Annotated in this window: 27 protein-coding genes; 13 read left to right on the forward strand and 14 right to left on the reverse strand. The window is 63.0% G+C overall.

Annotated features, from left to right (window positions below; translation table 11 throughout):
• Positions 1-35: 35 nt before the first annotated feature.
• From HBH1_RS14585 to HBH1_RS24935, 4 genes are all read right to left on the reverse strand, one after another.
• Positions 36-1,121: an ABC transporter ATP-binding protein gene (locus HBH1_RS14585; protein ID WP_102663336.1), complete on the reverse strand. Its 1,086-nt coding sequence runs from the start codon at positions 1,119-1,121 to the stop codon at positions 36-38.
• Between the two features lie 208 nt (positions 1,122-1,329).
• The gene (locus HBH1_RS14590; protein ID WP_102663337.1) at positions 1,330-2,289 is read right to left on the reverse strand and encodes a C-terminal binding protein; all 960 of its coding nucleotides are present in this window, start codon (positions 2,287-2,289) and stop codon (positions 1,330-1,332) included.
• A gap of 276 nt (positions 2,290-2,565) precedes the next feature.
• Entirely contained in the window at positions 2,566-4,302 is a 1,737-nt protein-coding gene (locus tag HBH1_RS14595) for an IlvD/Edd family dehydratase (protein WP_102663338.1), read from the reverse strand.
• A gap of 137 nt (positions 4,303-4,439) precedes the next feature.
• On the reverse strand, positions 4,440-5,006 hold the full coding sequence (locus HBH1_RS24935; protein WP_146012859.1) for a hypothetical protein: 567 nt from the start codon (positions 5,004-5,006) through the stop codon (positions 4,440-4,442).
• A gap of 333 nt (positions 5,007-5,339) precedes the next feature.
• Between HBH1_RS24935 and HBH1_RS14600 the strand changes: the two genes are divergently transcribed.
• From HBH1_RS14600 to HBH1_RS14620, 5 genes are all read left to right on the forward strand, one after another.
• Complete coding sequence (locus tag HBH1_RS14600) at positions 5,340-6,323, forward strand: Bug family tripartite tricarboxylate transporter substrate binding protein (RefSeq protein ID WP_102663339.1); 984 nt, start codon at positions 5,340-5,342, stop codon at positions 6,321-6,323.
• A gap of 71 nt (positions 6,324-6,394) precedes the next feature.
• Complete coding sequence (locus HBH1_RS14605) at positions 6,395-6,928, forward strand: tripartite tricarboxylate transporter TctB family protein (protein ID WP_102663340.1); 534 nt, start codon at positions 6,395-6,397, stop codon at positions 6,926-6,928.
• A 9-nt stretch (positions 6,929-6,937) separates the two neighbouring features.
• Complete coding sequence (locus HBH1_RS14610) at positions 6,938-8,434, forward strand: tripartite tricarboxylate transporter permease (RefSeq protein ID WP_102663341.1); 1,497 nt, start codon at positions 6,938-6,940, stop codon at positions 8,432-8,434.
• 51 nt (positions 8,435-8,485) lie between these two features.
• Entirely contained in the window at positions 8,486-9,547 is a 1,062-nt protein-coding gene (locus HBH1_RS14615) for an Ldh family oxidoreductase (protein WP_199181592.1), read from the forward strand.
• An 11-nt stretch (positions 9,548-9,558) separates the two neighbouring features.
• A complete protein-coding gene (locus HBH1_RS14620; RefSeq protein ID WP_006462781.1) occupies positions 9,559-10,329 on the forward strand; it encodes a FadR/GntR family transcriptional regulator in 771 nt (256 codons plus the stop codon).
• On the opposite strand, the gene HBH1_RS14625 is transcribed toward HBH1_RS14620, so the two are convergent.
• The 3 genes from HBH1_RS14625 to HBH1_RS14635 all read right to left on the reverse strand — a co-directional run bounded on the left by HBH1_RS14625 (position 10,317) and on the right by HBH1_RS14635 (position 13,548).
• On the reverse strand, positions 10,317-10,850 hold the full coding sequence (locus tag HBH1_RS14625; protein ID WP_182994990.1) for a C40 family peptidase: 534 nt from the start codon (positions 10,848-10,850) through the stop codon (positions 10,317-10,319). The genes HBH1_RS14620 and HBH1_RS14625 overlap by 13 nt on opposite strands.
• A gap of 36 nt (positions 10,851-10,886) precedes the next feature.
• Positions 10,887-12,089 carry an acetylornithine transaminase gene (locus HBH1_RS14630; RefSeq protein ID WP_006462779.1) on the reverse strand — a complete coding sequence of 401 codons (1,203 nt, stop codon included), beginning with the start codon at positions 12,087-12,089 and terminating at the stop codon, positions 10,887-10,889.
• A gap of 409 nt (positions 12,090-12,498) precedes the next feature.
• Complete coding sequence (locus HBH1_RS14635) at positions 12,499-13,548, reverse strand: CDP-6-deoxy-delta-3,4-glucoseen reductase (protein WP_102663344.1); 1,050 nt, start codon at positions 13,546-13,548, stop codon at positions 12,499-12,501.
• A 36-nt stretch (positions 13,549-13,584) separates the two neighbouring features.
• Here HBH1_RS14635 and HBH1_RS14640 point away from each other — a divergent pair, with 36 nt between their 5' ends.
• The 5 genes from HBH1_RS14640 (at position 13,585) to HBH1_RS14660 (ending at position 18,292) form a co-directional block, all read left to right on the forward strand.
• Positions 13,585-14,466 carry a sugar nucleotide-binding protein gene (locus HBH1_RS14640; RefSeq protein ID WP_102663418.1) on the forward strand — a complete coding sequence of 294 codons (882 nt, stop codon included), beginning with the start codon at positions 13,585-13,587 and terminating at the stop codon, positions 14,464-14,466.
• A gap of 211 nt (positions 14,467-14,677) precedes the next feature.
• Entirely contained in the window at positions 14,678-15,451 is a 774-nt protein-coding gene (locus tag HBH1_RS14645) for an ABC transporter ATP-binding protein (protein ID WP_006462776.1), read from the forward strand.
• Positions 15,448-16,449: an ABC transporter substrate-binding protein gene (locus tag HBH1_RS14650; RefSeq protein WP_102663345.1), complete on the forward strand. Its 1,002-nt coding sequence runs from the start codon at positions 15,448-15,450 to the stop codon at positions 16,447-16,449. Before HBH1_RS14645 ends, HBH1_RS14650 begins: the two co-directional genes overlap by 4 nt.
• Positions 16,450-16,657: 208 nt before the next feature.
• Positions 16,658-17,431, forward strand: a complete 774-nt coding sequence (locus HBH1_RS14655) for an ABC transporter permease (protein ID WP_102663346.1) — start codon at positions 16,658-16,660, stop codon at positions 17,429-17,431.
• Between the two features lie 72 nt (positions 17,432-17,503).
• A complete protein-coding gene (locus tag HBH1_RS14660) occupies positions 17,504-18,292 on the forward strand; it encodes a type 2 periplasmic-binding domain-containing protein (RefSeq protein ID WP_102663347.1) in 789 nt (262 codons plus the stop codon).
• A gap of 50 nt (positions 18,293-18,342) precedes the next feature.
• Here HBH1_RS14660 and HBH1_RS14665 read toward each other — a convergent pair whose 3' ends face one another.
• Positions 18,343-19,125, reverse strand: a complete 783-nt coding sequence (locus tag HBH1_RS14665) for an SDR family oxidoreductase (protein ID WP_102663348.1) — start codon at positions 19,123-19,125, stop codon at positions 18,343-18,345.
• Positions 19,122-19,448 carry a nuclear transport factor 2 family protein gene (locus tag HBH1_RS14670; RefSeq protein ID WP_102663349.1) on the reverse strand — a complete coding sequence of 109 codons (327 nt, stop codon included), beginning with the start codon at positions 19,446-19,448 and terminating at the stop codon, positions 19,122-19,124. The genes HBH1_RS14665 and HBH1_RS14670 overlap by 4 nt, the downstream gene beginning before the upstream one ends.
• A gap of 102 nt (positions 19,449-19,550) precedes the next feature.
• Here HBH1_RS14670 and HBH1_RS14675 point away from each other — a divergent pair, with 102 nt between their 5' ends.
• Positions 19,551-20,459, forward strand: coding sequence for a LysR family transcriptional regulator (locus HBH1_RS14675; RefSeq protein WP_102663350.1), 909 nt, complete (start codon positions 19,551-19,553; stop codon positions 20,457-20,459).
• A 29-nt stretch (positions 20,460-20,488) separates the two neighbouring features.
• Here HBH1_RS14675 and HBH1_RS14680 read toward each other — a convergent pair whose 3' ends face one another.
• The 4 genes from HBH1_RS14680 to HBH1_RS14695 form a co-directional block, all read right to left on the reverse strand.
• Positions 20,489-20,839 (reverse strand): hypothetical protein, encoded by a 351-nt coding sequence (locus tag HBH1_RS14680; protein ID WP_006462767.1) that lies wholly within the window; start codon positions 20,837-20,839, stop codon positions 20,489-20,491.
• A 311-nt stretch (positions 20,840-21,150) separates the two neighbouring features.
• On the reverse strand, positions 21,151-21,981 hold the full coding sequence (locus tag HBH1_RS14685) for an MBL fold metallo-hydrolase (protein ID WP_102663351.1): 831 nt from the start codon (positions 21,979-21,981) through the stop codon (positions 21,151-21,153).
• Positions 21,982-22,008: 27 nt separating this feature from the next.
• Positions 22,009-22,335 (reverse strand): hypothetical protein, encoded by a 327-nt coding sequence (locus tag HBH1_RS14690; RefSeq protein WP_102663352.1) that lies wholly within the window; start codon positions 22,333-22,335, stop codon positions 22,009-22,011.
• 4 nt (positions 22,336-22,339) lie between these two features.
• Positions 22,340-22,885 (reverse strand): sugar ABC transporter, encoded by a 546-nt coding sequence (locus HBH1_RS14695; protein ID WP_102663353.1) that lies wholly within the window; start codon positions 22,883-22,885, stop codon positions 22,340-22,342.
• A gap of 160 nt (positions 22,886-23,045) precedes the next feature.
• Here HBH1_RS14695 and HBH1_RS14700 point away from each other — a divergent pair, with 160 nt between their 5' ends.
• Positions 23,046-23,945, forward strand: coding sequence for a LysR substrate-binding domain-containing protein (locus HBH1_RS14700; RefSeq protein ID WP_102663354.1), 900 nt, complete (start codon positions 23,046-23,048; stop codon positions 23,943-23,945).
• 98 nt (positions 23,946-24,043) lie between these two features.
• On the opposite strand, the gene HBH1_RS14705 is transcribed toward HBH1_RS14700, so the two are convergent.
• Positions 24,044-25,165 (reverse strand): acyltransferase family protein, encoded by a 1,122-nt coding sequence (locus HBH1_RS14705; RefSeq protein WP_102663355.1) that lies wholly within the window; start codon positions 25,163-25,165, stop codon positions 24,044-24,046.
• A 103-nt stretch (positions 25,166-25,268) separates the two neighbouring features.
• On the opposite strand from HBH1_RS14705, the gene HBH1_RS14710 reads away from it, so the two are divergent.
• Positions 25,269-25,652, forward strand: a complete 384-nt coding sequence (locus HBH1_RS14710; RefSeq protein ID WP_102663356.1) for a BlaI/MecI/CopY family transcriptional regulator — start codon at positions 25,269-25,271, stop codon at positions 25,650-25,652.
• Positions 25,653-25,666 lie beyond the last annotated feature (14 nt).

Raw genomic sequence — 25,666 nt, forward strand, 5'->3', positions numbered from 1 at the left:
TGTTGCCTGGGTACTGCGGTAATGGAGCTTGCGGTTCAGCGGGCTGCCAGCGACTTGCCCGATTCGGCGTCGAACAGGTGCGTGCGGCTATGGTCCGGGACCAGGTGGATCAGGTCGCCGGCACCGAAATCGTGGCGTTCGCGGAAGATGGACGTCAGGCTGGTCTCGCCGAAGCGCGAGAACACTTCGGTATCGGCGCCGGTCGGCTCCACCACGATGACCTTGGTGGCGATGCCCTGGCCGGCGCCACCGATGGAGAGGTGTTCGGGACGCACGCCATAGGTCACCTTCTGGCCATCGCTGCCCTGCAGGGCGCTGCCGTAGGGGGCTGGTACGCGGGTGCCGTCGGCGAACTCGACCTCGGCCGCGCCGCCGTTCTTGCGCAGCGTGGCGGGGATGAAGTTCATGGCCGGCGAGCCGATGAAGCCGGCCACGAACAGGTTGGCCGGGTGGTCGTACAGGTCCAGCGGACGGCCGCGCTGTTCCACCAGGCCATCCCGCATGACCACGATCTGGTCGGCCATGGTCATGGCTTCGATCTGGTCGTGGGTGACGTAGATGGAGGTGGTCTTCAAGCGCTGGTGCAGTTCCTTGATCTCGGTGCGCATCTGCACGCGCAGCTTGGCGTCGAGGTTGGAGAGCGGTTCGTCGAAGAGGAACACCTGCGGATCGCGCACGATGGCGCGACCCATCGCCACGCGCTGGCGCTGGCCACCGGAGAGCTGGCGCGGATAGCGGTCCAGCAGCTGGTTCAGGCCGAGGATGTCGGCGGCTTTCTTGACGCGCTCATCGACGAAGGACTTGTCCTTCCTGGCCAGCGTGAGCGAGAAGGCCATGTTGTCGCGCACCGTCATGTGCGGGTAGAGCGCGTAGTTCTGGAACACCATGGCGATGTCGCGGTCCTTGGGCTGGACGTTGTTGACCACCGTGCCGCCGATCAGGATTTCGCCGCCGGTGATCTCCTCCAGCCCGGCCAGCATACGCAGCAGTGTCGACTTGCCGCAGCCGGAAGGGCCGACCAAAACCGTGAACTCGCCATCGGCGATATCGATGTCGACGCCCCGGATGATCTGGGTGCTGCCGAACTGTTTCTTGACTGCGCGAATCTGTACTGATGCCATCAAATGCTCCTCGTGTGTATCCTCGTATCGACGCTGCGGAACCGGTTCCAGGCGGAGACGGCCACAACGCACTTTGTTCATGCACACCCTGCTCGGGCATGTGGGGGATCTGGTCGATCCCCCTTTTTTTTCTGTTTTCTACACTGATGCATCGCCGGCTGGCGGCCGGCGATGGTGCTGCATTGGCGCCCCGCGGAGGGGTTGATGATTATGGATTCTTGCCAGCGACGACCACGTAGGAGGGCCGTCCGTTGCGGTCCCAGTCGATCAGGTTCTGGGCCGCCTTGCGCCGCAGTTCGCGCGCTGCGACATCGGAGAAGAAGGCCGCGTGCGGCGACAATAGCACACGTGGATGCTGGACGATAGCCGCCGATGTCTGGGGTGGTTCGACCGGCAACACATCCAGCGCCGCGCCCTTGAGCTTGCCGTTTTCCAGTGCCGCCAGCAGGTCGTCGATCTTGATCAGGCCACCGCGTGCGGAGTTGACCAGATAGCTTTGCGGCTGCAACAGGTTCAGCAGCGAGGCATCGATCATGTTGCGCGTTTCATCGTTGAGCGGCGTGTGCAGCGAGACCACATGGGCCTGGCGGAACAGTTCCTCGCGGCCGACGCGCTCCACGTAGGCGGGGAAGTCACCGTCGATGATGTAGGGGTCATAGGCGATCACGCGCTTGAAGAGATTGCGCGAGATATGCGCCATGCGCTTGCCGATGCGACCCAGGCCGATGATGCCGATGGTGAGGTCGGAGGCGCGCGGGATGATGCCGGCCGTGGTGTAGTGCCATTCCCCGGCCTTGACGGCACGGTCATAGACGGTGATGTTGCGGATCAGGTCCAGCGCCATCGCCAGGGCATGGGTAGAGACTTCGCCCACGCCATAGTCGGGCGAGTTGGCGACCCAGACGCCGTGCTGCGCAGCGTCGGCGGTATTGATGGTGTCGAAGCCGGCGCCATAGCGGCTGGCGATGCGGATTTCAGGACGTGCCGCGAACACCTTGGCGTTCACCGGTGCGTATTGCACCAGCAGGCCCTGGCAGCCCGCGGAGGCGGCGATGACCTCGTCTTCGGTGCGGCATTGCGCGGTCACGACTTCCACACCGGCTTCCTTGTAGAGCGCCAGCTCCAGGTCGACATCGGGGAAATCGTAATCGGTAATCAGTACTTTCATTGCTCGTCTCCGTGATGGTTGTCTTGGTCCACCTGATGCAATTACTTCCTGGAGCATGGCCGCCGCTTGTGTGGCTGTACCGTGATCCCGGGTACGACTGATGCTGATATTAATGTGCTGCTAATGCTGATTGAGTTGCCGTTAATCCTTGCTTAATGACGCTCGATGATGCTCGATGTTGCTTCAGGTGGAGTTCGCTGCAATCGTGTTTCTTGAAAAAAATCCTTGCTGCCCGCGTCCCGGCCAGCCAGCCGGGACGCGGATCGTTCTGCCTGCCTAGTGGTTATCCTTGGGTACATAGGGGCCGCTCTTGCCGACCAGGAAATCGAGGTCGGCACCCTGGTTGGCCTGCTGCACGTGGTCCACGTAGAGCTTGACCCAGCCACGCTGCATCTGCGGCGGCAGTTCCGGCTTCTGCCACTGGGCGCGACGGCGTGCCAGTTCTTCCTCCGACACATCCAGGTGCAGCTTGCGGGCTTCCACATCCAGTTCGATGAAGTCGCCGTTCTGCACCAGCGCCAGCGGTCCGCCAGCGGCGGCTTCCGGCGAGACGTGCAAGACCACGGTGCCATAGGCGGTACCGCTCATGCGCGCGTCCGAGACGCGCACCATGTCGGTGATGCCTTTACGCAGGACCTTCGGCGGCAGCGGCATGTTGCCGGCTTCGGCCATGCCGGGATAACCCTTGGGGCCGCAGTTCTTGAGCACCAGTACGCAGGTTTCATCGACGTCCAGATTCTCGTCGTCGATGCGGCGGTGCAGGTCGTCGCTGTTCTCGAAGACCACGGCGCGGCCGCGATGCTTCAACAGGGCAGGGGTGGCGGCCGAGGGCTTGATCACGGCGCCATCGGGGGCCAGGTTGCCCTTGAGGATGGCGATGCCGGCCGCTTCCTTGAATGGCTTGTCGAAGGAGCGGATGACTTCCTCGTTCCAGTTCGGCGCGTCCTGGCAGTTTTCCCACAGGGTCTTGCCGTTGGCGGTGAGGGCGGTCTTGTCGATCACGCTTTCCAGCTGGCGGATCACCGCCGGCAGGCCACCGGCATAGTAGAAATCTTCCATCAGGAATTTGCCGGAGGGCTGCAGGTCCAGCAGGCAAGGGAGCTTCTGGCCGATGTCGTCCCAGTCCTTGAGGTCGAGATCGATGCCGATGCGACCGGCGATGGCCAGCAGGTGGATCACCGCATTGGTGGAGCCACCGATGGCGGCATTGACGCGGATCGCATTTTCAAACGCTTGGCGCGTCAGGATCTTGGACAGCACCAGGTCTTCCTCGACCATCTGCACGATGCGGCGGCCGGCATTGCGGGCCAGCACGTTGCGGCGCGCGTCCACGGCAGGAATGGCGGCGTTGTGCGGCAGACCCACGCCCAGCGCCTCGACCATGCTGGCCATGGTGGAAGCGGTACCCATGGTCATGCAGTGCCCGTGCGAGCGGTGCATGCAGCTCTCGGCCTCGAAGAATTCTTCCTGCGACATCTTGCCGGCGCGCACATCTTCCGACATCTGCCACACGCCCGTGCCGGAACCGAGTTCACGGCCACGGTACTTGCCCGAGAGCATGGGGCCGCCGGACACGCCGATGGTCGGCACGTCCACCGAGGCCGCGCCCATGAGCAGGGCCGGGGTGGTCTTGTCGCAGCCCATCAACAGCACCACGCCGTCCAGTGGATTGGCGCGGATCGACTCTTCCACATCCATGCTGGCCAGGTTGCGGTAGAGCATGGCGGTGGGGCGCAGCAGGGTCTCGCCCAGCGACATCACCGGGAACTCCAGCGGGAAGCCGCCGGCTTCCCAGATGCCGATCTTGACCTGTTCGGCCAGGGCGCGGAAGTGCGAGTTGCAGGGGGTGAGTTCGGAATAGGTGTTGCAGATGCCGATCACCGGACGGCCATCGAACTGGTCGTGCGGGATGCCGCGGTTCTTGACCCAGGAGCGGTAGATGAAACCATCGCGGTCCTGGCGGCCGAACCAGGCCTGGCTGCGGCGGGTGGGTTTTTTTGTGTCGTCAGTCATGATCTTCCCTGACAGGCAGGCCGGATTGGGTGGCGCTGCCCGTGCAAATCCATCTGCTGCAGGCCGGATGGGCCTGCAGTGCGTGCAATGCGGTTGGTGCTTGCGTGATGCTTGCGTGCTGCTGCGCGCCGGCCCGGTCAGGACTGGCGCACGGGGACCGGGTGACTGTCGCCCTGGTCAAAGAAATAGCGGGAAAAATCGATCAGCAAAAAGGCCAGCAGGGACCCGAAGGAAGAGGCGCGATGCAGGGCGCGACGGGCGCGCACGCTGGAAGCCGAGGCGGCGCAGACGCTATGCGCCCAGCCAGCCGGGATCCTGCGGTTCAGACTCGTTGCTCTGCCTTGGTAAGCCAATGAGATGTCTCCGTTGCCTGAAGCCGCCGGCGTCTGCCGTGGCGGCTGGGTCTGTGCCGTCCGTTCTGCATGCGCTGCGGTCAACGGGTGGAAACCACCTGGGCCAGCCTGCGGATGCGACGTGACTTGTTCGATTGGCTGCGAGTCTATTGCAGCAGGATTTGTTTGGTCAAGTGGTAATACCAGAACATGGGAAAGCTTTTTCCGCGACACCACACCGGCGCTTTCTGCTGCGCCCCTGCAACATCGGGTGAAAGCGGCCATGTGGCTATAAACCAGTGCTGGCAAGGGTTTGCGGCCGGTGGAAAATGTTGCGGAGCACCAAGCATGAATTATTTTGATGCGTTCCATTCATCCTTGACACTGCCCAAGTGATGTGAAATTCTAGGCCCCGCTGGTCAGACCACATTACCTGTCGCTTTCATGCCTGCCTGGATGAAAGACCAATGAAGGGCGACGGGAAAGCGTCCAGAACAAACATCCGGCCCGAACCGGAGCATAAGAAAGCAGCAAGGCACCAGGCCTGCACAACGACGAGACAGTCGGAGACATTCCGCAAGCGCAGGGACAACATCTGTCCTGTCGTTTCGGCGCGCTCACGCAGGTCATGCAGCGGCAACGAAAGTCCTTTGCCAAACGTTGGCCGTCACCCAGTGTTAGTCGCAACCGACAACGGAGGAGACAATGGAATTGACCCGCAGAACCCTGTTGAAGAGCCTGCTCGCGGCCAGTGCCGCCTGCAGCATGCTGGCCGCGCCGATGGCCTTTGCCGCCTGGCCGGAACGTCCCGTGACCCTGGTGGTACCCTGGGGTGCCGGGGGCGGTACCGATGCCACCGCGCGCATCATCGGCGCCTTGCTGGAAAAAGACCTGGGCCAACCGGTCAACGTGGTCAACCGTACCGGCGGTAACGGTGCGGTGGGCCACCAGGCCATCGCCAGTGCGGCACCGGATGGCTACACCATCGGCATCGCCACCGTGGAAATCTCGATGATGCACCACCAGGGCCTGACCAAGCTGACCCCGCGCGACTTCACGCCACTGGCGCTGATGAACTTCGATCCGGCCGCCCTGACGGTGAGCCACGAGTCGCCCTACAAGAACTTCGACGACCTGCTCAAGGCGGTCAAGGCCAATCCGGGCAAGCTCAAGGCGTCCGGTACCGGGCAGGGCGGCATCTGGCACCTGGGTCTGGCGGGTATGTTGAATGACCTGAAGGTGGCGCCCAATGCGGTGCGCTTCGTTCCGTCCAACGGCGCGGCACCGGCCATGGTGGACCTGGCGGCCGGTGGCGTGGATATCGTGGCGGCATCGCTCCCCGAGGCGCGTTCGCTGATCGATGCCGGCAAGGCGGTACCGCTGGTGGTGATGGCCAATGAACCGGCGGCGCTCTATCCCAAGGTGCCGACCCTGAAGAGCCTCACCGGCAGCACCTGGACCAACGGCGCCTGGCGCGGCATCGTCGCGCCCAAGGGCTTGCCGGCCGACGTGCAGGGCAAGCTCTCGGCCAGCCTGAAGAAGATCTACGACAGCAAGGAGTACAAGGACTTCATGAGCGGACGCGGTTTCGGCGTGATGTATGCCGATTCGGCCGAGTTCGGCAAGTTCATGGACAAGAGCGACCAGGACATGGGCGCCATCCTGAAGACACTTGGCATGGCCAGGTAATGCCTTGAGCGCGCCCTGCCTCGTTGGGGGGGGCGCGCCGCTGTCGTCGTTTCTTTTCCAGGATCGCTTCCATGAAAATCAATGATGCTCTGTCCGGACTGCTGGTCGCGTTGTTCGCGGTGGTGCTCTGGATCGCCTCTTCCCGCCTGCCCGCGATGGGGCAGGATATCGGGCCCCACGTGTTTCCGCAGGCCCTGGCCGGCGGCCTGATGATCTGCGCCGTATTGCTGGTGCTGCGCGGCCTGCGTGGCTTGCGCAAGACGCGTTCGTCCCACGGCACCACCATCTCCACCATCTCCACCACCGGTGCCGATGACCAGGACGCGCACTGGTTCACGCTGCCGGACTGGTTCGGCAGCCGCCATGCGGTGCTGGCCTTCCTGCTTATTCCGCTTTCGCTGCTGTTCTATATCTGGGTGTCGGAACCGTTGGGCTTCCTGCCCACCGCCGTGGTGCTGCTGCTGGTGCTGTTCCTGACCTTCCGCACCCGTCTGATGGTGGCCGTGCCGGTGGCGCTGGCCAGCGCGCTGATCATCCATGCCATCTTCTACAAGCTGCTCAAGGTACCCCTGCCCTGGGGCATCCTGACGCCGCTGGCCTGGTAAGGAGAACACATGCTTGCCAATATCTATGCCGCCTTCGGGATGGTGTTCGATCCCTACGTGCTGGCGGTCATCCTCGGTGCGTCCATCTTCGGCCTGTTCATGGGAGCCGTGCCGGGCCTGTCGGCCACCATGGCGGTGGCGCTGCTGGTGCCGGTGACCTTCTTCATGCCGCCTGTACCGGCCATCGCGGCCATGGTGTCGGCCACGGCCATGGCGATCTTCTCGGGCGATATTCCGGGCTGCCTGCTGCGCATTCCCGGCACGCCCTCGTCAGCGGCCTATACCGATGAAGCCTATGCCATGACCATGAAGGGGCAGGGCGAGATCGCACTCGGCGCCAGCCTGGTGTTCTCGGTCATCGGTGGCCTGTTCGGTACCATCGTCCTGATCCTGGCCGCGCCCGCGCTGGCCGAGCTGGCGCTGAAGTTCTCCTCCTTCGAATACTTCTGGCTGGTGCTGCTGGGGTTGACCTGCGCCATCTTCATTGCGTCCGATAACCCGCTGAAGGGTTTTGTATCGCTGTTCCTGGGCATGTTCATCGCCTCGGTCGGCATGGGTAACCCGGCCGGTGCGCCGCGCTTCACCTTCGACCAGCCCGACCTGCTGGGCGGGGTCTCGCTGGTGCCGCTGATGGTGGGCATGTTCGCCATGTCGGAGGTGCTGCGCTTCGCGGTCTCGCGCGACTTCAGCATGAAGGTGGCCGAGAGCCGGGTCGGCAACGTCTTCAAGGGCATGTGGGGCCTGATGGTGAAGTACCCCAGGTCGGTACTGCGCGGCAGCGTGCTCGGTACGCTGGTGGGCGCCTTGCCGGGGGCCGGCGCCGATATCGCGGCCTGGATGTCGTATGCGATGAGCAAGAAGATGTCCAAGGAGCCGGAGAAGTTCGGCACCGGCCATCCGGAAGGCATCGTCGAATCGGGCGCGGCCAACAATTCGGCGCTGGCCGGTGCGTGGATCCCGGCGCTGGTGTTCGGCATCCCGGGAGACTCCATCACGGCCATCGTCATCGGGGTGCTGTACATGAAGAACCTCAATCCGGGGCCGATGATCTTCGTCGAAAATCCGGTGTCGATGTATGCGATCTTCCTCGTCTTCATCCTGGCCAATCTGCTGATGCTGCCGCTGGGCTTCTGGTGTATCAAGATGGCCAAGCGTATCCTGTCCATTCCGCGTGGCATCCTGATGCCGCTGATCCTGCTGTTCTGCATCGTCGGTTCCTACGCCACCAACAACAGCGTGACCGATGTGGGCATCATGCTGGTGTTCGGGCTGTTGGCCTATGTGATGGAAGAGAACGGCTTCCCGGTGGCGCCGGCAGTCCTGGGCGTGGTGCTGGGCGGCATGCTGGAAGAGCATTTCGTGACCTCGATGATCAAGTCGGACGGTCAGTTCCTGGCCTTCTTCGAGCGTCCCATCGCCGGCACGCTGGGCGTGATCACGCTGCTGCTGTGGTTGCTGCCGGTGGTGCTCGGGCTGGTGCGCAGGAAGAGCATGGCCGCCGCGTAGGACATGTCAGTTTCTGTCAATGATTCAAGCAAGGAAAGGATGGTTGTTGCAATGGCTGCACCCGAACGTTTTTCCGCTGATGCGTTGCGTCAGTTTGCCACCACGCTGCTGCAGAAGGCCGGGCTGGACGCCGACAAGGCCGACAGCGTCGCCACCACCCTGGTCGATGGCGACCTGCTGGGCCACGACACCCACGGACTGGCGCTGCTGGCGCCCTATGTCAAGGAGCTGGAAAAAGGCAGCATGACCAAGACCGGCCAGCCGGAGGTGCTGTCCGAACGCGCCGCCGCACTGGCCTGGGATGGCCGCCGCCTGCCGGGGCCGTGGCTGGTGCATCAGGGCATCGATGCGCTCATCCCCAAGGCGCGTGACTACGGCACTGCCTCGCTGACCATCCACCATAGCCATCACATCGCCTGCCTGGCTGCCTATCTGCTGCGCGCCACGCAGGAGGGCTTCATGATGATCCTGGCCAGTTCCGACCCGGCGGTGCAGAGCGTGGCGCCGTTCGGTGGCACCCAGGCGGTGTTTACGCCCAATCCGATTGCGGCCGGCATTCCCACCTCCGGCACGCCCTTCCTGGTCGATATCTCGGCCTCGATCACCACCAATGGCATGAGCAATCGCCTGCACAAGGCCGGCAAGCAGTTCGAGGAAGAATGGCTCATCGATGGCCAGGGCAATCCCAGCCGCGACCCGGCCGTGCTGGCCACCGATCCGCCTGGCACCATCCTGCCGCTGGGGGGCTTGTCGGCCGGGCACAAGGGCTTCGGGCTGGCGGTGCTGATCGAGGCGCTGACCGGCGGGCTGTCCGGTTTCGGTCGTGCCGATCCGCCAGCGGGATGGGGCGCGACGGTGTTCATGTCGCTCTACGATCCTTCGGCCTTTGGCGGCGAACAGGACTTCCGGCGCCAGATGGACCATATCGCCGCATCCTGCCGCAACAATCCGCCGCGTCCGGGCGTGGGCCAGGTGCGCATGCCGGGCGACCGGGGCATGCAGCGTCGGGCCGAGCAGATGGCGCAAGGGGTGGCGCTGCATCCGACGATTGCGCCCATACTGCGTGAAAGTGCCGCCGCCTACGGCCTGGAGTTTCCCGCCACCCTGAGCTGATCACACACAACATGCCCATCGAAGCGATCGAACCGCAGCGGCTGTACCGGCAGATCAGCGACCAGTTGCGCAAGCTGATCGTGGATGGCGAGTTTGCGGTCGGTTCGCGCCTGCCTTCCGAGCGCGACCTGGCGCTGCAACTGGGGGTGAGCCGGCCTTCCTTGCGCGAGGCCCTGATCGCGCTGGAGGTGGAAGGGCATATCGAGGTCAGGATGGGTTCGGGCATCTATGTCTGCCCGCCGGTGCAGCGCGAGCGTCGCAGTGACCTGTCCGGCGAGGAGGGACCGCTGGAGCTGATCCGTGCCCGCGAGATGATCGAAGGGGAGGTGGCCTATGCCGCCGCCCAGCATGGCAGCCGGCAGCAGATCGCCGCCATCGAGGAGGCCTATGCGCTGATGATTTCCAATGCCGAGGCCGGCATCGATCCGCTGGAGGCTGACCGGCTGTTCCATATCCGGATGGCCGAGGCGACCGGCAACAGCGTGCTGGTCGGGCTGGTGACGCAGTTGTTCGATGCCCGCCTGGGACCGCTGTTCGAACGCCTGCACAGTCACTTCGACGGGACCCGCGTGTGGCAGGAAGCCATCGATGAGCACGGCCTGATCATGCAGGCCCTGCGCGAGCGCAATCCCGAGCAGGCCCGTGCGGCCATGCGGCGGCACATGGATATCGCCTTCACGCGCTACAGCGCCAACCTGATCCGCGAATACGGCAATCGCCAGCAGCAGGAGGGCAAGCCGCGCAAGCGCACGGCCCGCAAGGTCGACACTCAGTTGAAATAGGTACGCGCCATCTCGAAGCGGGTGGCGAAGTAGGGGTTGTCCATCCGCGTGATGTGCACCTTGCCGTTGGTGGAGGGCGCATGCACGAAGCGGCCGTCACCGAGGTAGATGCCCACGTGCGAGAAGGGCTTGTTCATGGTGTTGAAGAACACCAGGTCACCGGCGCGCAATTGCGAGGGATCGATCTGCCGACCACGCCGCGCGATGTCGGCGGCGCTGCCGCTGATGCGGTAATTGGCGGCCTGACCGAAGATGTAGGAGACCATGCCGCTGCAATCCAGGCCGGCCGAGGGATTCTTGCCGCCGAAGCGATATCCGGTATCGATCAGCGAGAGCGCATAGAGCGCCACTTCATTGCCGTTTTCGCTGGCCGGCAGTGCCGGCACCTGCGATTGCGGGGCGCCGGGCAGCCGTTCGATGGGGGGCGCGGTCGGTGCCGTGCCGCAGGCGGCCAGCACCAGCGCGGTGGCCAATGCGGCCACTGCGGCCAGGGTCGATCGGGGGGATGGCGCGCTGGCCATCCGGTTCGAAACAATCCGCACGCGCCCCGCCATCGCTTACTTCCCGATCTTGGCCAGGACCACTTCCAGCATGTCGAACATCTGGTCGATTTCTTCCTTGGTTACGTTCAGGGCCGGCATGAAGCGCAGCAGGTTGGGGCGCGGGGAGTTCAGCAGCAGACCCACCGGTTCCAGGTTGCGTGCCGCTTCGACGATCTGCGGGCCGATGTCGCGACCCAGTTGCAGGGCGCGCAGCAGGCCTTCGCCACGCTCGCCTTCGAAGCCGTACTTCTCCGAGATTTCCAGCGAACGCTGGCGCAGGTACTGCCCGCGCTCGCGCACGCCTTCCATGAAGCCGGGCTTGAGCAGTTCCTTGATCACGGCCACGCCCACTGCGGTCATCAGCGGATTGCCGTTGTAGGTGCCGCCCTGTTCACCGGCTTCGAAGCAGGCGATCTCTTCACGCGCCAGCAGGGCTGCCAGCGGCACGCCGCCGCCGATGCCCTTGGCCAGGGTCATGATGTCGGGTTCGATACCGGAGTGCTGGTAGGCGAACAGCTGGCCGGTACGGCCCATGCCGCTCTGCACTTCATCGACGATCAGCAGCAGGTTCTTTTCCTTGGTCAGGGCGCGCAGGCCCTGCATGAATTCCTTGGTGGCGGGGATCACGCCGCCTTCGCCCTGCACCGGCTCCAGCATTACGGCCACGGTGTGTTCGCCGATGAGCGCCTTGACGCTGTCCAGGTCATTCAAGATGGCCTTGGGGAAGCCCGGCACCTGCGGGGCGAACATGGTGTCCCAGCCGTCCTTGCCGCTGGCCGACATGGTGGCCAGGGTACGGCCGTGGAAGCTGTGCTTGAAGGTGATGATCTCGAAGCGTGCCGAACCGTTGGCGGCCGGGTTCTTCTTGCCCCACTTGCGGGCCAGCTTGATGGCGCCTTCGTTGGCCTCGCCGCCGCTGTTGGCGAAGAACACGCGGTCGAACACCGAGTTCTCGGTCAGCAGTTTGGCCAGCTCGATGGAGGGCTGGTTGTAGAAGGCCGGGGAGGGATTGATCAGCTTCTTGCTCTGCGCGGCCAGGGCATCGGCGATACATTGCGGCGCATGACCCAGGGTGTTGACGGCCCAGCCCTGGAGGTAGTCGAGGTAACGCTTGCCGTTATGGTCGGTCAGCCACATGCCCTGGCCTTCGGTGAAGACCAGCTCGGGGCGGTTGGTGACGTACATCAGCTTGTTGGCGTCGGACTGGCTGTATTGCATCGATGGACTCCTGCAAGGATTGCTTGCGATAGGGTGATAGGAATGGTGCGGGACAGACCGTTGCTGACACACTGGCAGGAAGCGGTAGGCGCACGACAGACCCGGATGGCGGATAAAAAAAAGCCACAGGGTTTGCCTGTGGCTTCGCGATTCGTTTCACTTCACGCGCGCAGCAGCAAACCTTTCTCAGGTTGGCTGCGACGTCGTAAAAATGTGGCGTTGGCGATCATTCGGTGAATATTAGGACGTTTTGCGCATAGCGTCAAAAAGAAATTTCCCGTCGGACCCGCTCACGGGCGCATCCGGCGGGCCACCGTTGCAATTTCATCGTATCGCGCCGGGCCGCGTGGCGTCAGGCTTGGGCGGCATCTTCGCAAATGCGCGTGACGCCGGCATGACAGTACGCTGCTCAGCTTGCCGGGCTGTCCGAGACGGCCTTGGCCAGGTCGGCTTCGGAGGTGAAGGAGTCGGCGTAGAACTCGTCTTCCGGCAAACCGCACTGGGCGCTGAAGTCGCGCTGTGCCGATTCGACCACGATGGGCGCGCCGCAGGCGTAGACCTGGTGGCCGGAGAGGTCGGGGAAGTCTTCCATCACGGCACGGTGGACGAAGCCGCTGCGGCCGCTCCACTGGTCTTCCGGCTGGGCGTTGGATACCACCGGCACATACTTGAAGTTGGGCAGGTCGCGCTGCCACTGCTGGCACAGCGCGTCCATGTACAGGTCCTGCGGCCGGCGACCGCCCCAGTACAAGGTGACCGGGCGGGTGGAGCCGGCGTGTTCCAGCTGCTCGACGATGGCCTTGATGGGCGCGAAACCGGTGCCGGAGGCGAGCAGGACGATGGGCTTGTCGGAGTCCTCACGCAGGAAGAAGGTCCCCAGCGGGCCTTCGATGCGCAGGATGTCGCGTTCCTTCAGGGTGGTGAAGACCTGGTCGGTGAACAGGCCGCCCGGCAGATGGCGGATGTGCAGGCTCATGGGCTCATCCTTGTGCGGGGCGGTGGCCATGCTGTAGCTGCGGCGCTTGCCGTCACGCAGCAGGAATTCCACGTACTGGCCGGCCTTGTACTGCAGGCGGTCGTTGGCCGGCAGTTGCAGCGAGAGCACGATGACGTCCTCGGCCACCTTGTCCAGCTTGGCCACGCGCACCGGCAGCTTGCGCACCGGGATTTCGCCCACGCCGGCCACTTCGCGGGCCTCGATGGTGACATCGCTCTGCGGCTTGGCCACGCAGAACAGGGCATAGCCCAGTTGCTGCTCGTGCGCCGACAGGGCGCGTTCCTGGTGCGGGCCGTGCTCCACCTGGCCGGCCACCAGCTTGCCCTTGCAGGAGCTGCAGGCGCCGTTCTTGCAGCCGTAGGGCAGGCCCACGCCGGCGCGGATGGCCGCGGTGAGGATGGATTCACCTGCGTCGCAGGAGAACTGACGGCCGCTAGGCTGGACTGTGACTTGGAAACTCATACAATTCTGCTTCTGGATAAATTTGGATTGAATACCGTGAAAAAACTGGGCCTGCCCCGCGTACTGATCCTGGGCTGTGGCGATGTCGGCCTGCGCCTGCTGCCGCTGCTGCTGCCGCGCTATCGCGTGCTGGCCGTGACCAGCCACCCCGAGCGCTGCGCCGAACTGCGCGCGGCTGGCGCCATTCCCATCGTCGCCGACCTTGACGCCCCCCTGACGCTGGGCCGCCTGGCACGCCTGGCGCCGACCATCCTGCACCTGGCGCCACCGCAGTCGGACGGCCGCATCGACCGCCGTACCCGCAATTTGGCCGCCATTTTACCCGAGGGCGCGCGCCTGGTTTACATCAGCACCACCGGCGTGTATGGAGATTGCGCTGGCGCAAGCTTCGACGAGACCCGCCGCGTCAATCCGCAGAACCTGCGCGCCGTGCGCCGGGTCGATGCCGAAACGGTCCTGCGGGCCTGGGCGCGACGCCGGCACGGTCGCCTTTCGATCCTGCGCGTGCCGGGCATCTACGCCGCCGACCGCCTGCCGCTGGAACGCCTGCAGAAGGGCCTGCCGGCGTTGGTGGCCGGGGAGGACGTGCATACCAACCACATCCATGGCGACGACCTGGCCCGCATTGCCGCCGCTGCCATGCGCCTGGGCGCGCCCAACCGCGTCTATCATGCCGTCGACGACACGCAACTGAAGATGGCCGACTACTTCGACGCCGTGGCCGACGCTGCCGGCCTGGCCCGTCCGCCGCGCCTGCCGCGTGCCGAGCTGGAACGCAGCGTCTCGCCGATGATGCTGTCCTTCATGTCGGAATCGCGCCGTCTGGCCAACCAGCGCATCAAGCAGGAACTGGGCGTGCGGCTGCGTTATCCCGACGTCCAGGCCTTGTTGACTGAATGGAAACTGACGAAAACCTGACGCCTTTATGCGTTTTGGGTGTCTTTCTTATTCGAAATACGAATAAGCATACGATTTTTAAGTAGTTGTTCGGCCTGGCCGGCAACAGTACAGTGCATCCCTGACAAAAAGGGGGAAAGCGCGCCCGGGGGCGCTCTGCCATCCCTTCCATGCATCCTGATCCAGGCATTTCAACCGCATCTCAACCTGCGCGGCTCGGCCGCCGGACGACATGAAGCTATCTTTCAACAACGTCGCCAAGCGCTTCGGCGACCTGCACGTGATCGAGGAATTCACCCGCGACATCGCATCGGGTGAACTGGTCGCGCTGGTCGGCCCCTCCGGTTGCGGCAAGTCCACGCTGCTGCACATGGCGGCAGGCCTGGAGAAGCCCAGCAGCGGCACCGTTGCCGGTGACGGGCAGGCCATACGCGGCCCGCATCCCGAGCGCACCCTGATGTTCCAGGAAAACGCGCTCTATCCGTGGCTGACATTGCAGCAGAACGTGGCCCTGGCCCTCGAATTCCAGAACATCGACAAGAAGAAGGCCGCCGAGCAGGCCGCCGTCTGGCTGGACAACGTCAAGCTCAAGGGCTTCGAACACTATTACCCGCACCAGGTCTCGGGTGGCATGCGCCAGCGCGCCGCGCTGGCACGCGCCTTCATCTCGCAGCCCAAGGCCCTGCTGCTGGACGAGCCCTTCGGCGCCCTCGATGCACTCACCCGCATGACCCTGCAGGACGCCCTGCGCGACCTGATCCGCCAGCAGGGGCCGACCGTGGTGCTGGTCACCCACGATGTGGACGAGGCGCTGTTCCTGGCCGACCGCATCTTCGTGTTCAGCCCGCGCCCGGCCAAGGTCTTGAAGGAATTCAATCTCGTGCATCACGAAAAGACGCACGACCTGTCCGAATTCGCGGCCACCCGTCGCGAGATCCTCTGCCTGCTGGGCATCCATGCCGAGCAGGACGAATTTGCCAAAAACATTGAAGGGGTTGGAGTATGAAACTTGCACGCATCCTGGCACCGGCCATCGCCGCCGCGGCCCTGGCTTTCACCGGCAATGCCTTTGCCCTGGAAAAATTCAAGATCGGCTACCTGCGCGTCATGGACGATGCCCAGGCCATGGCCGCCTATGAAGCCGGCCTCTACAAGAAGTACGGCCTGGATGTGGAGCTGATCGAATTCAAGTCCGGTACCGACCTGGTCAAGGCCATCGTCGGCGGCCAGCTCGACAGCGGCGTGTTCGGTTTCTCCAACGCCGTGGCCTGGGCCTCCAAGGGCGCCGACCTGAAGGTGGTGGGCGGTGCGCAACTGGGCTATCACGCCCTGGTGGCACGCGAGGATTCGGGCATCAACAAGGTCGCCGACCTGAAGGGCAAGACCCTGGCCTCGCAAGCCGAGGGCAGCACCGCTGACACCGTGCTCAAGGGCGTGGTCCTGCGTGATGCCGGCGTCAATCCTGACGACGTCAACGTGATGGGCGTCTCGCCCCAGGTGGCGGTGCAGTCGCTGGTGGGCAAGCGTGTGGACGCGGCCTTCCTGTTCGAACCGCAGGCCCGCATCGCGCAGCTGATCGCACCGGTCAAGCAGGTCTACGAGATCGGTGAAGTCTGGCCCTTCCCCTGCATGGTGGTGATCACTTCCGGCGAGACATTGAAGAAGAAGCGCGACGCTGTCTGGAAGTCGCTCGACGCCCAGCGTGACGCCATCACCCTGCTGCAGAAGAAGCCCGCCGAGGCATCCAAGCTGATCGCCGGCTACTTCATCGCCGAGCCGACCCTGAAGACCTTGAAGCATGGCGAAATGCTGCGCGAAGACGTGATCCGCGATGCCATCAAGAGTCAGACCTTCACTGCCAAGATCAACAAGAAGGACCAGGACCGCATGCAGGAAATCGCCGATATCCTGCAATCCCAGGGTTCGCTCAAGACCCGCGATGGCAAGCCCTTCGACGTGAACTCCATCACCGACCTGTCGTGGCAGAACGCGCGCAAGCTGTGATGCCGGGATGGCCGGATGCCTGAGGATTGTGCTGCCTACCGTTCGCCCTGAGTAGCGGCGCAGCCGCGTATCGAAGGCACTCCGTCGGGGCGCCTTCGATACGGCCCTGCGGGCCTACTCAGTCCGAACGGTTGGAGGTCGGGTTGAAGAGGTTTAATGTTTTTTGATCTGGCCGGACCGAGTCCGGCCATCGTCTTTTCTTAGTCTTATGAGCTCACAGCGTCGCGTTACCGGCATCCGCAAAAAGCTGGCCATGGTTCTGGCCATCGTCTTCATCCTTCTGATGTGGCAGATCGCGGCCTGGTCGCTGCCGTCCTTCCTGATGCCGGGCGTGCCGTCGGTGGCCGCGCGCCTGTTTGAAGAGGTGCAGTCCGGCAATTTCCGCCTGGCCCTGTTCGGCAGCCTCTATCGCCTGGGCCTGGGCTATGGCTCGGCGCTGGTGCTGGGCATCGGTTTCGGCCTGATCGGCGCAGTATTGTTCTTCTTCCGCGAAGTGCTGAAGTCGGCCATCGTGATCCTGCAATCGATTCCTTCCATCGCCTGGGTACCGCTGTTCCTGATCCTGATGGGCTTCGGCAACCTGCCCATCGTAGTGGTGGTGGCCATCGCAGCCTTCTTCCCGGCGGCACTGTCGGTGATGAACGCCACCGAGAGCGTGCAGCAGGTGCATGTCTCGGCGGCCCGCGTGATGGGCGCGTCGCGCCTGTCCCTGCTGCGCCGGGTCTACCTGCCGGCGGTGATGCCGGAGCTGATCACCGGCGCCCAGCTGGCCTTCGGCAACGCCTGGCGCGCCCTGATCTCGGCCGAGATGCTGGTCGGTTTCGGCAAGGGGCTGGGCCGCACGCTGGCCTACTCGGGGGAGACTGCGGACATGATCGGCGTGATGGCCAACATCCTGACCATTGCCATCCTGGCGGCGCTGATCGACCAGGTCATCCTGGAAAACCTCAAGCATCGCCTGCTGCGGTATCAGTATGTCTGAGCAGGATGTCTGAGCAAGACTCCTGATCCGGGTTTGATCCAACACCAAGTATTCAAGTCATCTGGACTCACGATGCGCGGTCTTCATTCTTTCATTTTTGCGCTGGCGGCATTGCTGTCATGCAGCCTGCAGGCCGGTGTGCTGGATGACGCCCGTCGTAGCGGGCAACTGCGCATCGGGCTGGATCACGTTCCGCCGACGTACAAGGGCGGCATGAAATTCCGCACGCCGGAAAACATCGCCACCGTACTGGCCGATGACCTGGCCGCGCAGTGGAAGGTGAAGGCCGAGCTACAGACCAACGGTGCCGAACGTGCCGCCCTGAAGGGGATGCGGCCCGAACTGGTATTCACCCGCACGGCGCCCGGTCAGGCCGCGGTGAGCGATGTGGTCGAGATCCCCACCGGCTACAGCGCCGGCGGCATGGCCATCATGCGCACCGACACCACCATCCGCAAATGGGAAGACCTGAAAGGCCGCAGCGTCTGCGTCTCTACCGGTTCGCCCTATGTCGGCACGCTCGCTGCGCGTTACGGCGCCATCGAAAAAGTGATGCCGGCCCCCGCCGATTCCCTGCTGGCGGTGCGCATCGGCCAGTGTGACGCGGCGGTGCATGACGACACCCTGATGAAGGCCCTGCTCAAGCTGCCGGAGTGGAGGAAGTTTTCCGCCCAGTTGCCGCCCACCTCTCGCCAGGCACTGGTACTGCAGGTGCGCAGCAGCGACCCGGCCGATCTGGCGGCGGCACGTCAGGTGGCGGCGCGCTGGAACGATGCGTTCTGGGGCAATGCCATCAAGAAGTGGGTCAATAGCGTGGCCTTCGAGGTCTATCTGGATCAGAACGTTCCGGATTGTCACTGACCCGCCCGCAAAATTCGCGCCTTGCACTTCATCCCAAACGAGACTCGCAGCTACACGGTCGGCACTGTGCCGCCGTCTATCCGATACTCGGTTCCCGCCATCGAAGCCGCTCGCGGGGATGCCAGAAACGCGATCAGATCGGCGACCTCCTGCGGTTGTGCGGGCCGGCCTACCGGGATGCCTCCCAACCAGTCCATGATGATTTTCTTGCCACCCTCGTAGTCCGTCCCGGCCTGCGTCGCCATCCGCTGCGCGAACGTCACGGAAGCCTCGGTCTCGATCCAGCCCGGAGCGACGCTCAACACGCGCACGCCCTTTGGCGTCACCTCTCTCGCCAGCGACTTGCTGTAGGTCGTGAGCGCCGCCTTGGCAGCGGCATAAGCGGTGGTCGACTCGGGCAAGGGCAGCACGCGCTGGATGGAGCTGACGTGAATGATGACCCCGGAGCCTTGCGCCAGCATGGCGGGCAACAGTGCACGATCCAGACGCACGGCCGGCATCAGGTTCAGGTTGAGCTCGGCGAACCAGTGCTCGTCGCTGATCGCAGCAAAACCGCCCACGGGCGTCCTTGATCCGCCAAGCACGTTGATCACGATATCGACGCCGCCCCATTCCTGCAGGATGGCGTGGGCGAGTTGATCGCTACCCTCCGCCGTCGACAGGTCCGCAGCGAGGTAGGTCACCCCCTCGATGGGCTGCACAGGCAGGGAGCGTGCGGACGTCAGCACCCGGGCACCGGCCTGCGCAAGGGTTTTTACGACGGCAGCGCCAAGACCCTGCGTGCCACCGGTGACCACGGCCCGCAGGCCCTTGATCTGAAGGTCGAAGCTCATGCGCTGATCTCCAGCGAGGCGATCAGACCACCCTCCACGCGAAAGCGATAGTTCAGCACGATCGGGCTGCCGGGGAAGTTGCCGGAGACGTTGGCGCGTACGAGCTGGATGCCGTCGTCCAGTTCCATGGCAAACGGCACGCTGGTCGCGCTGTACCTGGCCGATGCCTCGGCCATGAAGGCCGTGATGGCGTTGACGCCGGTATAGGTATGGCCGTCATCCCTCATGACGGCCTGTGCCGAGAAGCAGCGCGCCAGCGCTTCGGGATTGTGTTCGGCCGCGAAGTACGCGGCAATTGGCTCAGGAAGGGGCAGGGTGTCCATGTGCTTGGCTCGGTGAGGTCAGTAGAGGCCTCAGGATGCGCGCCAATGTGAATTTAGTTAATATCCTAGAATTCGTATGTTCTATGTAGAAAATAATACATAATGCGTGGATCCGATTTTGCTGAGTTGAAGGCCTTCGTCGCTGTCGTGGAGCGGCAGAGTTTTGCCCGCGCGGCGGAGCATCTGGGTCTCTCGCCGTCGGCCCTGAGCCAGACCATCCGGCAACTCGAAGGCCGCATTGGCGCTCGTCTGCTGAACCGGACCACGCGCAGCGTCGCGCCCTCGGCAAGTGGTGAACTGCTCTACAGACGTGTGGCACCGCTGTTTCGGGAGATGGCTGCTGCAGTCGCCGAAGCCAGCGAGGCCACAGGCAAGATGAGTGGCACGCTGCGCATCAATACGCTAGGGATCGCGGCGCGAACCCTCATTGCGCCCCGGCTTTCACGTTTCCATCAGGCGCACCCGGACGTCGTCCTCGACATCGTCGTGGACGACGCGCTGGCCGACATCGTGGAGGGCCGTTTCGATGCAGGTATCCGCGTCGGTAACCGGCTCGAGAAAGACATGGTGGCGGTCCGCCTCACACCGGACCTGAACATGGTGGCCGTGGCGTCTCCGGACTATCTCGCCCGTCGCGGAACGCCCAGGACACCTGCCGACTTGCACCAGCACACCTGCATCAACTGGCGGCTCCAGATGGACGGCAGGCACTACCGTTGGGAATTCAAGAAACGTGGGCGACAGATGGAGGTCGCGGTGAACGGCCCCATCGTCACCAACCATGCCGATATCGGCATCGCTGCAGCACTCGACGGGCTTGGCATTGCCTATCACTTTGAACGGGATGGCGTGGCCGGACTTCTGGAACAGGGGCGGCTGGTCCAGGTGCTGGCGGACTGGTCGATTTCGCGCCCGGGGCTGTTCCTCTATTACCCGAACAGGCGGCATCGACCAGCTCTCCTCGGTGCGTTCATCGACTGTCTGCTGGATCGGGAGCCAGAGACCGTCTGACCGTATACGTCGACGGCCGGGAAGCCGGTCTAAGCCATCGTGGCCGCATTGAGCGTGCCGTTCTTGGCCATCTCCTTGATCCGCTCGCGGACCTTCTCTGCCAGTTTCTGCTTGTCGTCGGACGACATCTGCTCGTATTGATCTTTCGTTACCCCCAGGGACTGCAGCACCATATAGAACAGCCGCTGATCCGGCGACATGGCCGCCCATTCCTGCAGTTCCCGCGCCGGATCGGACTTCGTCGAGGCTGACAGCGAGCCACTGGCCTTGGCCAGCTGCAGCCTGCTCTCGAAAGAAGATCCCGATGCGTTGCCCCCGCCTTGCGTCGAACCACTGCCCGGATAGGTGGCATTTTTATCAATCGAATCGATGATGTTCATGATGAGTTTGTGATCTCCGATAAAACTTCATTGTGCGTGGGCTGGACGCATGCTTGCAGCCCAAGGTCTGACAGGTCAGCGGCCGCCGATCCGTCCTGGCGGGCGGAGTCATTTTAGAACTTATTTTATAAACAGGCGTGAGAACCGGCTGGGGCGACCACATCGATATGAGGTACCCCCCATCCGCAGCATGTGGGCTGGACGCCTGCTGTTTTCCGCCGGATCTTGGCCAAGGGTCTGAATGACAATACCCCGTGCGCCAATATAAACAGGGGATTGCATGCTCGTCGGGGCGGGGAACATCAGGGCTATCAACGCTTGCCAACAACCCGATAACTCTTTCCCGTGCGAACAATCTGGACGAAGCCTTCCTCACCGAGGTGCATACCCGCGATAAGTAGTTGATCAGCACTCACCCTATCCAGCAAATGAACCCGGGTTGCCGTCGCCAGATGCGGATCAAGGTCGAATGCGATGGAGACGTCGGGGCGAGCGATCTGCAGGTGCGGGAAATGCACGATATCGCCCCAGATCAACAGGCGCTGCCCATTTGAGTTGATGTGATAGCCGCAATGTCCGGCGGTATGTCCCGGCAGCGGCTGGGCGCTAATGCCGGGAAGGACCTCGCCGCCGGCGAAGGTGCGCAGCCTGTCCCGATACTTGCCGAATACCCGGCGCGCGAAGATGAAATTTCCGCGCGCCCGCTCGCTGGCACGGCAGAAATTGGCGTCGTTCTCCCAGAAGTCCAGTTCCTGCCCCTGCACTACCAACTCCGCATCGGGGAAGGCGCGGTCTCCTGCGCTATCGAGCAGGCCACCAATGTGGTCGGGATGAGCATGGGTCAGAAGGACGGTATCGATGTCGGAAGGCAGCACTCCGGCCCGCTTGAGATTGTCCTGTAATCGGCCGCCCCATTGCTTGAAGCCACCGGCGCCGGCATCGACCAACACGGTTTGCGTCGGGCTGCGGATCAAATAGCAATTGATATGGATGGCAGAAGGGTCGCTCATTCCTGCCGCATGCTGGAGCCTGGTCGCCTCTGCGGGATCGATATTGGACAGCAGCTCCAGAGGTGCGCTGAGAAAACCATCGCTGATGGCGGTGACGGAGAAATCACCGATTTGCTGACTGGGGAAATGCATTTTCGTCTCGTTTGCTGTGGGTAGGAATCAATGCCTTGCGCTGATGGACTGCGCGGCATAGGCAAAGCAGCGGATGCGGGGCAGCAGTCCGGTATGGTCCTGGATGGCCTCGTCCAGCTGCTGCATGAAATCTTCCATGACGGCCGGCGTCCTGTTTGCCGACATCCGATAACGGACGTCGGCGAATGCAGGGTGGCCTGTCCCATGACCGACCGCAACGTAGATGACGTGGATGTTCTCGGGCCGCGCCTCCAGAATCTTCGTGCAGAGCTGTATGCAGCGCGCGGTGAGCCGATCCAGGGATTGCGCGGCGGGCATCTGGTCCTGGCGGATGTATAAAGTGAGATTGGGCATCGTGCTAGCTCGCGCTGACGATGGCTGGCTCGCTACCGCTGCGCAGTTGCGCAGTCATCGGAGCATAGAGATACATTCCTTCGGGTAGGGTAATACCGTCGATATCGACAGGATCGGACAGGACTGCCATCCATCTCCATTCCGGGAATTTCTCCAGGGCGACGGCATGCAGGATCGATGGCGACAGCCCCATCGCCACCAAGGGATCGGGGCCACGCGCACTGAGCAGCAGATACTCCCCGCTACGCACCGCAGGCGCAGTAGCCGATGTTTCATAGAGATTGCGATGCCAGTCGGTGATGTGTTGCTGCCATCGCGCGAAATTGCCACCGCCTTTTCGCCGGTATTCTTCAGAGAGAAGCACGTCGTGATGGTCAATCGTATGCAGCGCGAGATAGACCGGGCAGCCTTCCCTCAAAGCCTTGAATCGCTGCGAAGTGTGAAAGCCGCGCACGGAGATAAGGGCGGGCAACTTTTCCAGGCTGTAGAAATCGTTCCATTCTGCTTCGCTGATGGGGTCGGCGAAGCTGCATTCGACGGTATAGATCATAATGATGACGGGCCACGGCCACCCTTGTGGCGGCTTGCTTGGTTGAGGAGTTGTCATGATAGGTAGCCAATGCCGGCCAATAAATCGATATTTAGGCAAGCTTCACTGACATAAGGTAAAGCTCACGTCATCAACCCGCTTATGGAATACGAGGAATACGATGCGGCGCAGGATTCCCAGCAACAGCTCACTGATGGCATTCGAGGCTGCGGCGCGTCACGGCAGCTTTGCACGTGCCGCCGAAGAACTGGCCTTGACCGAAGGCGCCATCAGTCGGCAGATTGGCCGCCTGGAGGGATTTCTGGGAGTGACCCTGTTCGAGCGGATCGGCAACCGCGTGCGCTTGCTGCCGCATGGCCAACGCTATGCCAGCCATGTCCGGGAAACCCTGGAGCGCCTGGACCGAGACAGCCAGCATCTGATGTCCCAGCCTCCCAACGGGGCCAGCCTGGATATCGCGGTCAGCCCTACGTTTGCGATGCGCTGGCTGATCCCTCGCCTGCCGCGCTTTGCTGCTCTGCATCCCCACATCACGGTGCATCTCTCCGAACGCATGGAGCCGTTCCTGCTGCCTGGTAGTGGCCTGGATGCGGCGATCCATTTCTTGCATCCGGCCTGGGCCGGAATGCACACCTATCGTCTGCTCGATGAGGTGCTGGTGCCGGTATGTCATCCTGCATTACTGGAAGGAGCGACAGGGACCCCTGCCTTGGACACTCTGCCTCGCCTGCATCGACGTCAGAATCACGATGCCTGGAACCGCTATGCCGCGCAGACAGGGATTAGCCTGAGCCATTCTGCGCAAGGGCCCCGCTATGATTTGCATGGAATGCTGATTGAGGCAGCATTGGCCGGGCTGGGCGTCGCGCTGGTGCCGCGTCTGTATGTGGAAGTCGAGCTGGCGCAAGGTCGCCTGGTCGCACCGTGGCCGCAGGACGGCAGCATTTCCAAGACATTTTGCCTTGTGCTCCCTGAGCCGTTGCAACTTGGCAGTGAGCCCCTCAGGGCGTTCGCACAATGGATTCTTGAAGAAGCGAGACCGTTGGCCGGACTTGAATGAGCGAATGGCCGACTTTCGTATGACCTCGTGGCACCCTCCGGAAGGCAATGAAAGGTGGTCAGGAGGAGCGAGTCATCCTGCGAGCGAATCATGAATGGCTATGTCCCCCGGATGATACGGTTCATCGGTGCGGAAAACGCGCGTGAGATGGCCTGGGCCAGCGCAGCCGAAATCATGAAGTAAGCGGGCAGGAGGACCATCTTTCCTCCTCCTGAAATGGTTTGCGGCGGGAATCCTGCGCGCATCAGGCCGAGTACGATCAGATGAAAAAGATAGAGCTCATAGCTCAAGCGCCCGCATGCAGCCAGCCCACGGCACGCGACTGTCGTGCAGCGTGCGGGCCTGTATTGCGCGGTGACCAGCATAAGTGCCGTCCCTGCAGCCATGACCGTGCAACCCAGCACCTTGCTCTGCGCGATCGGCCAAGCCAGATATAACACCGCCATGGATAGTCCGAGTGCGACCCGCACGACAGGGTGATTCAGCCATGCGAACCCGCCGCGCCTGGAAAAGATCGCAGCACAACAGCCGATCGCGATACTGTCGAAGCAGGCCCAATAGCCATACAGGAATTGCCCCTCGTCGCCGGGGTGCGCAAAACGATAGACCGGCCCGACCACGATGATCACCGCCATGAAGACCAGAAGCCGGCGCTCGCTTTTCAACACCAGACAGGCCAGCGGGAACACCAGATAGAACACCTCTTCTACGGAAAGCGACCACAGCACGCCGAGCGCATAGTTCACCCATCCATGCCGCGCAATCAGCACGTTCATGTGGAAAGCCACCCCGGCCAGGTTGACGCGCCACATCGACACGCTGCCTCCATCGACGACGCGGTTCTGAAAGATGGTCAGCCCCGCCATAGCCAGCAGATCCACGAGGCATAGCAGGAGCAGCAGGCAAGGCAGGATGCGCGCGATGCGCAGACGGTAGAAGCCGGCCAGGTCGATCTGGCCGATCTCCCGCCGGCGCTGAAAGACTTTGGACGTGATCAGGAAGCCCGAGATGGCGAAGAAGATGGTGACGCCGTAGTTGCCGTTGCGCGCCAAGGCGCGTAATGCCGGCCATCCGAACACGTCCGCCAGCCATGTCTCTTCAAGCCGATAGGCAATATTGAAATGGTGAAACAGTACTAGCAGGATCGCGATGCCTCTGAGTACATCGATCCGGGGATTATGCGTCGTCAGCATGCGGTCGTGACAATCGGTGGAGGGCATCGAGGGTATGTTGGCCTTTCAGAGGTATAGACATTTTAGTCTAGACACTTTGGTCTAGAAAATATATTCTACTTCGCAACGATCATGCCTTTTGGAATCCGATATGGAACCAGCCCACAAGAAATCCAGGCCCACCGCGGCCGAATTGAACCTGTTGCGCGTGCTGTGGCAGCTGGGCGGTGCCACCGTCAAGCAAGTGCATGAGGCCATGCTGCCGGAGCGGCCCGATCTCTCCTATGCCACCGTGTTGCGGCAGATGCAGGTCATGCACGGCAAAGGCTTGCTGACGCGCGATGAAAGCGAGCGCTCTCACGTCTATGCGCCGGCTCAGCGGCAGAAGTCGCTGCAGGCGACCCTGCTGAAGGATCTGATCCAGAAGGCGTTCTCGGGATCGGGCAAGGCGCTGGTGATGGCGGCATTGCGCCATCACGTGACGCAAGAAGAGAAAGACGAGATCAGGAGACTACTGCACGGAGATGAGCGGTGATCGCGGAATCATCT

The sequence above is a fragment of the Herbaspirillum sp. BH-1 genome (genome assembly GCF_002870055.1).
GTDB lineage: Bacteria > Pseudomonadota > Gammaproteobacteria > Burkholderiales > Burkholderiaceae_D > Herbaspirillum > Herbaspirillum frisingense.

Excerpts from the sequence above, each read along its gene's own strand:
- HBH1_RS14585 (WP_102663336.1), bottom strand. The coding sequence starts at position 1,121 with ATGGCATCAGTACAGATTCGCGCAGTCAAGAAACAGTTCGGCAGCACC.
- HBH1_RS14590 (WP_102663337.1), bottom strand. The coding sequence starts at position 2,289 with ATGAAAGTACTGATTACCGATTACGATTTCCCCGATGTCGACCTGGAG.
- HBH1_RS14595 (WP_102663338.1), bottom strand. The coding sequence starts at position 4,302 with ATGACTGACGACACAAAAAAACCCACCCGCCGCAGCCAGGCCTGGTTC.
- HBH1_RS24935 (WP_146012859.1), bottom strand. The coding sequence starts at position 5,006 with ATGGAACGCATCAAAATAATTCATGCTTGGTGCTCCGCAACATTTTCC.
- HBH1_RS14600 (WP_102663339.1), top strand. The coding sequence starts at position 5,340 with ATGGAATTGACCCGCAGAACCCTGTTGAAGAGCCTGCTCGCGGCCAGT.
- HBH1_RS14605 (WP_102663340.1), top strand. The coding sequence starts at position 6,395 with ATGAAAATCAATGATGCTCTGTCCGGACTGCTGGTCGCGTTGTTCGCG.
- HBH1_RS14610 (WP_102663341.1), top strand. The coding sequence starts at position 6,938 with ATGCTTGCCAATATCTATGCCGCCTTCGGGATGGTGTTCGATCCCTAC.
- HBH1_RS14615 (WP_199181592.1), top strand. The coding sequence starts at position 8,486 with ATGGCTGCACCCGAACGTTTTTCCGCTGATGCGTTGCGTCAGTTTGCC.
- HBH1_RS14620 (WP_006462781.1), top strand. The coding sequence starts at position 9,559 with ATGCCCATCGAAGCGATCGAACCGCAGCGGCTGTACCGGCAGATCAGC.
- HBH1_RS14625 (WP_182994990.1), bottom strand. The coding sequence starts at position 10,850 with ATGGCCAGCGCGCCATCCCCCCGATCGACCCTGGCCGCAGTGGCCGCA.
- HBH1_RS14630 (WP_006462779.1), bottom strand. The coding sequence starts at position 12,089 with ATGCAATACAGCCAGTCCGACGCCAACAAGCTGATGTACGTCACCAAC.
- HBH1_RS14635 (WP_102663344.1), bottom strand. The coding sequence starts at position 13,548 with ATGAGTTTCCAAGTCACAGTCCAGCCTAGCGGCCGTCAGTTCTCCTGC.
- HBH1_RS14645 (WP_006462776.1), top strand. The coding sequence starts at position 14,678 with ATGAAGCTATCTTTCAACAACGTCGCCAAGCGCTTCGGCGACCTGCAC.
- HBH1_RS14650 (WP_102663345.1), top strand. The coding sequence starts at position 15,448 with ATGAAACTTGCACGCATCCTGGCACCGGCCATCGCCGCCGCGGCCCTG.
- HBH1_RS14655 (WP_102663346.1), top strand. The coding sequence starts at position 16,658 with ATGAGCTCACAGCGTCGCGTTACCGGCATCCGCAAAAAGCTGGCCATG.
- HBH1_RS14660 (WP_102663347.1), top strand. The coding sequence starts at position 17,504 with ATGCGCGGTCTTCATTCTTTCATTTTTGCGCTGGCGGCATTGCTGTCA.
- HBH1_RS14665 (WP_102663348.1), bottom strand. The coding sequence starts at position 19,125 with ATGAGCTTCGACCTTCAGATCAAGGGCCTGCGGGCCGTGGTCACCGGT.
- HBH1_RS14670 (WP_102663349.1), bottom strand. The coding sequence starts at position 19,448 with ATGGACACCCTGCCCCTTCCTGAGCCAATTGCCGCGTACTTCGCGGCC.
- HBH1_RS14675 (WP_102663350.1), top strand. The coding sequence starts at position 19,551 with ATGCGTGGATCCGATTTTGCTGAGTTGAAGGCCTTCGTCGCTGTCGTG.
- HBH1_RS14680 (WP_006462767.1), bottom strand. The coding sequence starts at position 20,839 with ATGAACATCATCGATTCGATTGATAAAAATGCCACCTATCCGGGCAGT.
- HBH1_RS14685 (WP_102663351.1), bottom strand. The coding sequence starts at position 21,981 with ATGCATTTCCCCAGTCAGCAAATCGGTGATTTCTCCGTCACCGCCATC.
- HBH1_RS14690 (WP_102663352.1), bottom strand. The coding sequence starts at position 22,335 with ATGCCCAATCTCACTTTATACATCCGCCAGGACCAGATGCCCGCCGCG.
- HBH1_RS14695 (WP_102663353.1), bottom strand. The coding sequence starts at position 22,885 with ATGATCTATACCGTCGAATGCAGCTTCGCCGACCCCATCAGCGAAGCA.
- HBH1_RS14700 (WP_102663354.1), top strand. The coding sequence starts at position 23,046 with ATGCGGCGCAGGATTCCCAGCAACAGCTCACTGATGGCATTCGAGGCT.
- HBH1_RS14705 (WP_102663355.1), bottom strand. The coding sequence starts at position 25,165 with ATGCCCTCCACCGATTGTCACGACCGCATGCTGACGACGCATAATCCC.
- HBH1_RS14710 (WP_102663356.1), top strand. The coding sequence starts at position 25,269 with ATGGAACCAGCCCACAAGAAATCCAGGCCCACCGCGGCCGAATTGAAC.